The sequence below is a fragment of the Kineococcus sp. NPDC059986 genome (genome assembly GCF_040702905.1).
Lineage (GTDB): Bacteria > Actinomycetota > Actinomycetes > Actinomycetales > Kineococcaceae > Kineococcus.
Genome location: NZ_JBFBND010000009.1, coordinates 151,021 through 157,977 on the forward strand (window position 1 = coordinate 151,021; position 6,957 = coordinate 157,977).

8 protein-coding genes are annotated in these 6,957 nt (G+C 74.9%); 3 read left to right on the top strand and 5 right to left on the bottom strand.

Translation table 11 applies throughout. The features are described from left to right. Positions 1-13: 13 nt before the first annotated feature. Complete coding sequence (locus tag AB0637_RS09555) at positions 14-1,039, bottom strand: 2-dehydropantoate 2-reductase N-terminal domain-containing protein (protein WP_366171655.1); 1,026 nt, start codon at positions 1,037-1,039, stop codon at positions 14-16. 43 nt (positions 1,040-1,082) lie between these two features. Continuing rightward, positions 1,083-1,481 (bottom strand): pyridoxamine 5'-phosphate oxidase family protein, encoded by a 399-nt coding sequence (locus tag AB0637_RS09560; RefSeq protein ID WP_366171657.1) that lies wholly within the window; start codon positions 1,479-1,481, stop codon positions 1,083-1,085. A 54-nt stretch (positions 1,482-1,535) separates the two neighbouring features. Between AB0637_RS09560 and AB0637_RS09565 the strand changes: the two genes are divergently transcribed. Beyond that, the gene (locus AB0637_RS09565; protein WP_366171659.1) at positions 1,536-3,680 is read left to right on the top strand and encodes a RecQ family ATP-dependent DNA helicase; all 2,145 of its coding nucleotides are present in this window, start codon (positions 1,536-1,538) and stop codon (positions 3,678-3,680) included. Positions 3,681-3,699: 19 nt separating this feature from the next. Here AB0637_RS09565 and AB0637_RS09570 read toward each other — a convergent pair whose 3' ends face one another. Beyond that, entirely contained in the window at positions 3,700-4,878 is a 1,179-nt protein-coding gene (locus AB0637_RS09570) for an alpha/beta hydrolase (protein ID WP_366171661.1), read from the bottom strand. Between the two features lie 154 nt (positions 4,879-5,032). On the opposite strand from AB0637_RS09570, the gene AB0637_RS09575 reads away from it, so the two are divergent. Then, the gene (locus AB0637_RS09575; protein ID WP_366171663.1) at positions 5,033-5,419 is read left to right on the top strand and encodes a hypothetical protein; all 387 of its coding nucleotides are present in this window, start codon (positions 5,033-5,035) and stop codon (positions 5,417-5,419) included. 26 nt (positions 5,420-5,445) lie between these two features. On the opposite strand, the gene AB0637_RS09580 is transcribed toward AB0637_RS09575, so the two are convergent. Both AB0637_RS09580 and AB0637_RS09585 read right to left on the bottom strand, forming a co-directional pair. Continuing rightward, positions 5,446-5,910 carry a hypothetical protein gene (locus AB0637_RS09580; RefSeq protein WP_366171665.1) on the bottom strand — a complete coding sequence of 155 codons (465 nt, stop codon included), beginning with the start codon at positions 5,908-5,910 and terminating at the stop codon, positions 5,446-5,448. After that, positions 5,907-6,476 (bottom strand): sigma-70 family RNA polymerase sigma factor, encoded by a 570-nt coding sequence (locus tag AB0637_RS09585; RefSeq protein ID WP_366171667.1) that lies wholly within the window; start codon positions 6,474-6,476, stop codon positions 5,907-5,909. The genes AB0637_RS09580 and AB0637_RS09585 overlap by 4 nt, the downstream gene beginning before the upstream one ends. A 290-nt stretch (positions 6,477-6,766) precedes the next feature. Between AB0637_RS09585 and AB0637_RS09590 the strand changes: the two genes are divergently transcribed. Then, the coding region (locus AB0637_RS09590; protein ID WP_366171669.1) for an Asp23/Gls24 family envelope stress response protein at positions 6,767-6,957 on the top strand (191 nt) is incomplete at its 3' end.

Consider the following 6,957-nt stretch of genomic DNA (forward strand, 5'->3'; position numbering starts at 1 on the left):
GCCGGTCAGCCTCTCAGGCCTGCTCGGCGCCGACCGTCGCGGCCCCCTGTGCGCACGTGCCGGTGCGGGCCAGGACGTCCGCGACGTCGAAGGCCCGCGGGCCCAGTCCCTCGCGCACGGACGTCGCCGCCAGCAGCTGCAGCGCCTCGTTGACCGGCGTGGGGACACCGTGCTGACGCCCCAGGTGGACGATCTCGCCGTTGAGCCAGTCGGTCTCGATCGACCCGCCGCGGTGCAGGCTCTGCCAGGTCGAGGACCCCAGGCGCTCGGCACCGGCCACGGGCGCGGTCTCGAAGCCGAGCTCGGCCAGCTGCGGCAGCGCCTCCCCGCGGGCCAGGGCCGGGGTGCCGGCGGCGGCGAGGACGGCCTCGCCCTCGGCGCGCGCCCGGCCGCGCAGCTCCTCCCAGCCCGGTCCCGGCCGGCAGACGGCGTCCAGGGCGTTGCCGCTGTTGTCGAGCAACTTGCCGCGCTTGGCGGCCATGACGTCGTCGCTCACGGCGGTGGCGAAGCCCGCCGCGGCCAGGTCGGCGGCGATGCGTTCGACGAGCTCGTCGCGTCCGTGCGGGTACCGGCCCAGGACGAAGCCACCGGAGACGGGGGTGCCCTCGGAGATGACGACGCCGGGTTCGAGGTGGCTGGCCGGCAGGAAGACGCAGGCGCCGACGACGCGCCGGAACCACCGCAACGCCAGCCGTTCGCCCTCGACGCCGTTCTGCGCGCACACGACGGGCAGCGTCTGCCCCGCCGTGGAGTCCCCGACGGGAGCCGCGGCCCAGTCGGCGAGGAGGCCCGCCGCGTCCTGCACCTTCACCGCGAGCACGAGGACGTCGTCCGCGGTGAGCTCGACGTCCGCCGGCGAGTTCGCCACGGGGGCGTGCATCTCGACCGGCCCCGTCGGGGTCAGCAACCGCAGACCCCGGGCGCGCAGGCGGTCGGCGTGCGCTCCGCGGGCGACGAGGACCACCTCGTGACCGTGCTGCCCCAGCCGGCCCCCGAGGGTCCCGCCGATGGCTCCTGCTCCGATCACCACGTAGCGCACCGAGGCAGTCAAGCACCACCTCGGCGGACCAACCCGGTGGGGCTCAGTGCGCCGCGCCCGCCATGAGCCAGCGCCGCACCGGCACCTCCAGCAGCGCCCCCGGCGTGCCGTCCCCCAGCGGGTCCCGCACGTCCCACCCGTCGTACTTCGCGGCGAAGGCCGTGACGACGTCCTCGGGGTACGCGTCCGCGAGCAGTCGCGCGCTGCCCTCGGCCACGACCGGGGCGTCGCCGTCGGGCAGGGCGAGGCTGACGCGCGGGTCGGCCCGCACGTTGCGGACCTTGACGCTGTGGGCCGCCGTCCCGATCCAGAACACCCCTTCCCGGTGCACGAACCACACCGGCGTCAGGTGGGGCGAGCCGTCGGGCCGCAGGGTGCAGCACCAGAGCGTGCGCTCCGTGGTGAGGCGGGGCAGCAGGGAGGAGGAGACGGTGTCGTCCACAGCCCGCAGTCTGCCGGTCCCGCGGTGTCGGAGGACGGTGGCAGCATCCAGGGCATGCCCGCCCCCGCCACGAGCCCCGCGCCCACGACCGACCGCGCCGCCCTGCGCGCCGAGGCCGAGGAGGTCCTGCGCCGCCTCGTCGGGGACCCGTCGGCCGCGTTGCGCGAGGACCAGTGGACGGCGATCGAGGCCCTCGTGGCGGACCGGCGCCGCGCCCTGGTGGTCCAGCGGACGGGGTGGGGCAAGTCGGCCGTGTACTTCGTCGCGACGGCGCTGCTGCGGGCCCGGGGGGCCGGGCCCACGGTCATCGTCTCCCCGCTGCTGGCCCTCATGCGCAACCAGATCGCGGCCGCCGAACGCGCCGGCGTGCGGGCCGTGACCGTCAACTCGACCAACGGTGACGACTGGGGGCAGGTGTACGAGGAGGTGCGAGCGGGCGCGGTCGACGTGCTCCTCGTCTCCCCAGAACGCCTCAACAACCCGGGGTTCCGCGACGAGGTGCTGCCCCCGCTGGCGGCCACGACGGGTCTGCTCGTGGTCGACGAGGCGCACTGCGTCTCGGACTGGGGGCACGACTTCCGCCCGGACTACCGCCGCATCCGGACGTTGCTGGCCGACCTGCCCGACGGGATCCCGGTCCTGGCCACGACGGCCACGGCGAACGCCCGGGTGACCGAGGACGTGGCCGAGCAGCTGTCGGTGACGGGGACGCGCACCCTCGAGGACGTCCTGGTCCTGCGGGGGTCCCTGGACCGCGAGTCGCTGCGGCTGGCCGTGGTCCGCCTGCCCTCCCACGCCCACCGGCTCGCCTGGCTCGTGCAGCACCTGCCGGAGCTGCCGGGGTCGGGCATCGTCTACGTGCTGACGGTCGCGGCCGCGACGGACGTGGCCCAGCACCTGCGCGGCCACGGCATCGAGGCCGTCCCGTACACGGGGCAGACGGAGGCGGCGGAACGGCTGCAGGCCGAGGACGACCTCGTCAACGACCGCGTCAAGGTGCTCGTGGCGACGAGCGCGCTGGGCATGGGGTTCGACAAGCCCGACCTGGGGTTCGTGGTGCACCTGGGCGCCCCGAGTTCGCCGATCGCGTACTACCAGCAGGTCGGGCGCGCCGGCCGTGGCATCGACAACGCCGAGGTGGTCCTGCTGCCGGGGGCGGAGGACCGGGACATCTGGCGGTACTTCGCCTCGATCGGGTTCCCCGCCGAGGACGACGTGCGGGTGGCGTTGAGCGTGCTCGGCGACGCGGGCGAACCGCTGTCGACGCAGGCGCTGGAGACCCGGGTCGCCCTGCGCCGCAACCGGCTCGAGCTCATGCTCAAGGTCCTCGACGTCGACGGCGCGGTGCGCCGGGTCCGGGGCGGGTGGCAGGCCACCGGCCAGGAGTGGGCGTACGACGCCGAACGCTACGCACGGGTCAGCGCGACCCGCGAGGTCGAGCAGCAGGCCATGGTCGAGTACGTCACGACGGGCGGGTGCCGGCTGGAGTTCCTGCGCCGCGCCCTCGACGACCCGGACGCCGCACCCTGTGGCCGCTGCGACAACTGCGGGGGTTTCGACGTCCCGGTCTCGGTGGACGAGTCCGCCGTGGCCCAGGCGGGGGCGGACCTGGACCGTCCCGGGGTCCCGTTGGAACCGAAGAAGGTGTGGCCGACGGGCATGAAGGGGCTCGACGTCGCGCTGTCGGGGCGGATCGCCCCGGCCGAACAACCGGGGACGGGCCGGGCCGTGGCGCGCACGACCGACCTCGGCTGGGGCGGGGCCGTGCGGGAGTTGTTCGCGGCCGGCTCCCCCGACCAGGAGACCCCCGTCCCGTTGCGGCACGCGGCAGCCGCCGTGCTCGACGACTGGGCCCGCGGGCTCGGCCTCGACGGGATCGTGGCGATGTGCTCCGCCTCGCGCCCGCAGCTCGTCGCCCACCTCGCAGACGGGCTCGCGCGCTACACGGGGCTGCCGCTGGTGACGACGTTCCGGCTGCTGGACGACTCCCCCACCCGGACGGACGTGAACTCCGCGCACCGGCTCGCCCAGGTCGTGCGACGGTTCGAACTGCCCGACCCGGACCTCGTGCGCGGGCGGAACCTGCTGCTCGTGGACGACCGCGCCCGCAGCGGCTGGACGCTGACGGTCGCCGCCCGCCAGGTGCGGCGGGCCGGGGCGGACTCCGTGTGGCCGTTCGTGCTCGCCGACGGGGAGTGAGCCGACGGGGAGTGAGCCGTCAGCCGCCGACGGCGACCGCGGCCCGCACGGCCGTGCCCAGCCACCGCGACGCCCCTCGCCGGGGCAGCGCGGCGATGCGACCGCCCAGTGCGGGGAGTCGGTGCGCCGCACCGGCACGCGTCGCCGCGGCCACGAGCACGGCGGCCCGCTGGTGGGTGTCCATGGCGCTGTGCCCGAGGCCGGGCAGGTCCAGCAGGACGCCGTCCGGCAGCAACCCGGCCAGACGCGCGGCGACGGGTCGCGGGGTCCGCAGGTCCAGGTCGCCGGAGACCACGGCGGTCGGCCACGAGAACCCGGGCACGAGCGCGGGCAGGTCGTACGGTTCCCCGCGGTAGGCCGGTCGTTGCGCGGCGACGCGGGCGAACGCGACCTGCGGGTCCAAAGGCCCCCCGTCGGGCGGCAGTCCGTACCCGAGCTGACCGAAGCCGATGCCCGCGACGAGGTCGGGTTCGGTGACGTGCCGGACCCCGCGACCGTCGAGCTCCCCGTCGCCGAGGCGCACGAGCTGCCGCCACACCGCGCCCAGCCGCCCCTCCCGCCGGCCCTGCAGCAGGCGCAGCAGGGCCTCGGGCCCGGCGAACTCGTAGACGGTGGGCACCACGGCGGCGACCTCGTCCGGCGGTGCGTCCACCGACCGCACGGCCGCGGCCAGTGCGGTGTCGGCGTCCCACAGCAGGGTCCGGCGGTGCGCCCGGACGGCGACGAGGTCGTCGACGACCGAGAGCAGGGGCGAGTCCAGGACCATCGCCGCGACCCGGTGCGGGTGGCGGACACCGAACGCCTGGGCGAGGTACGTGCCGTAGGAACTGCCGTGGACGACGACCCGCTCGGTGCCGAGGTGGTCCAGGACGGCGGCCAGGTCGTCGGCCGCCGCTTCGACGGTCACCTCCTCGACCGGCAGGTCACGGCCGCGGGAGTCCTTGCGCGACAAACCGACACCGCGGTGCTCGACCATCACGGTGCCGACCCCGTGCGCGGCGGCCGTCGCCCGCAGGCGTTCGTAGGGCAGCACGGTGGCCATGCCCGGTCCGCCCGGGACGAAGAGCACGGGGACGTCCTGCCTCGGCCCGGAGCGGATCCACGTCAGGGGGAAGGAACCCCCGCCGGCCAGGGGGCGGTCGACCGTGCCGCCCTGCCGGTCGCGCAGCGCCCGGGCGGGCACCTCGAGTACGTCCACCCCGGGTCAACGTGGCACCCGCGCGCGAGTTCCCGCCGCTGGGCCCCGACGTTGCGCCGGGGCAACCCGACGGTTGCCCTCCGGACCAGGGGGTAGGGGACCGGAGGCGCGGGCAGGACCGCCCGCGCACACGACCGAGGAGGAGCAGGACACCGTGGGAGAACGTCAGACCGTCATCCGTTCGCTGCACGACATCGGGCTCGCGGCCTGGTTCGGCGGCTCGCTGTTCGGGGCGGTCGGCCTCAACGGTGCGTCCGCCGCCGTCGGCGACCCGTCCGACCGCACGCACGTGGCGGCCTTGGGCTGGGCCCGCTGGGCCCCCGTCAACGCGGCCGCGCTCGCCGCGCACTCGGTGGGCGCGATCGGCCTGCTCTCGGCGAACCGCGGGCGGGACGTCGCCGCGGCGATGAAGAAGCTCAAGGTGCTGCAGTGGACGATCCCCGCGCTCACGGGCGTCCTGCTCGTGCTGACGGCGCAGCAGGGTGAGCAGCAGAAGGCGTCGCAGGTCGTGAAGGGTCTGCTGCCGTCGCCGTTGCGCTGACGCTCGAGGGGGACGGACCCCGCACCTCAGCCGAGCGTGCGGGGCGGTCCTTCCTGGAACACGTCGCCGACGTGCACGTGGACGCGCACGCCCTCGACCTCGCCGAGCAGCTCCCGGACGGTGGCGACGACGGCGGTCCGGACCTCCTCGGCCGTGGTCGGCACGTGGGCGCCGTAGCGCACGCCCGTCTCCACGGTCAGCAGTTCGAGGTGGTCGTCCTCGTCGGTGACGCACCGGACCGCGGTGACCTCCGCCTGCGGCAGGCGGTCCACGGCCTCACGGACGTCCGCGGTGAGGACGTCGCACGAGACGACGAACTCGCCCTGCTCGTGCCGGCCCCGGATGGGGGCGGACGGACGGTAGGCGCGGCGCACCGTCTCCAGGAGGTTGACGCGGAACACCTGCCAGCCCGAGGGGGTGTGCAGCCGGAGGGCCTCGGTCGCCTGGGCGAGCACCTGCTCGCCGTGCGTCTGGTCGGGGGTCGTGGTCACCGCCATTCCTCCAGGGTCGTGGCCAGGGTGGTCCGGGAGCGTTCGAGGAGCCCGCGCACGGCGGTCGAGGTGGTGCCGAGCACCGAGGCGACCTCCTCGTAGCTCAACCCCTCCACCTCACGGAGCAACCACGCGGTCCGCTGACGAGGGGGCAGGAGCTGCAGGGCGAGTTCGAGGGCTTCCCGCAGAGCGCTCTCCACGCTGGACCGCTCGGGGTCCTCGCGCAAGTCACGCAGCCGGTCCTGCACCTCTTCGACGGGGATGAAGGGCCGGCTGCCGGCGTTCGGCCAGCGGCGCAACCGCGCGAAGGCTGCGTGCCGGGCAAGGGTGAAGAGCCAGGTGCGCAGCGAGGAGTCGCCGCGGAAGGTGGGCAGGCCGCGCCAGGCCGCGAGGAACGCGTCCTGGACGCAGTCCTCGACCTGGTCGCTGCGGTGCAGGAGGTTCCCCGCGTACCGCAGCAGCGCCGGGCCGTGGCGGTCCACGATGAGCGCGAAGGCATCACGGTCGCCGAGACCTGCTCGCCGGGCGAGCACGTCGTCGGGAACCTCCGCGCGTTCTGCATCCACGAGGTCTTCTCCACAGGTCTTCCCGGTCGCTGGTGCGGGTGGTGCGGTTGAAGCGCACCACGTCACCCCTCGTGCCGCGAGTCGAACGAATCGGCCGGCAGAACCGGAAAACCGTTGTCTAGAAGCGGTTCCGGGAGACGCAGTGCTCGACGGACGACACCCGTCCACCACTCCCTGTGACACAGGTCACAGGGCGGCGACCGTGACGATCGGCGGCTCCTGGGCTCCAACCCCACGAACCGGCTGCAGCACGACGGCCGGACCCACCGACCGGAGGAAGCAGGAGAACAGTGACCGACACGACCACCACCCCCCGCCCGACCGTCACCACCACGAACGGCGGCGCCGGCAGCAAGGCCTCGGGCCTCAGCAGCGACCACGGCGCGACGACCATCGCCGACACCGTCGTCTCCAAGATCGCCGGCATCGCCGCCCGCGACATCTCCGGCGTCCACGCCCTCGGCGGCGGCGCCGCCCGCGC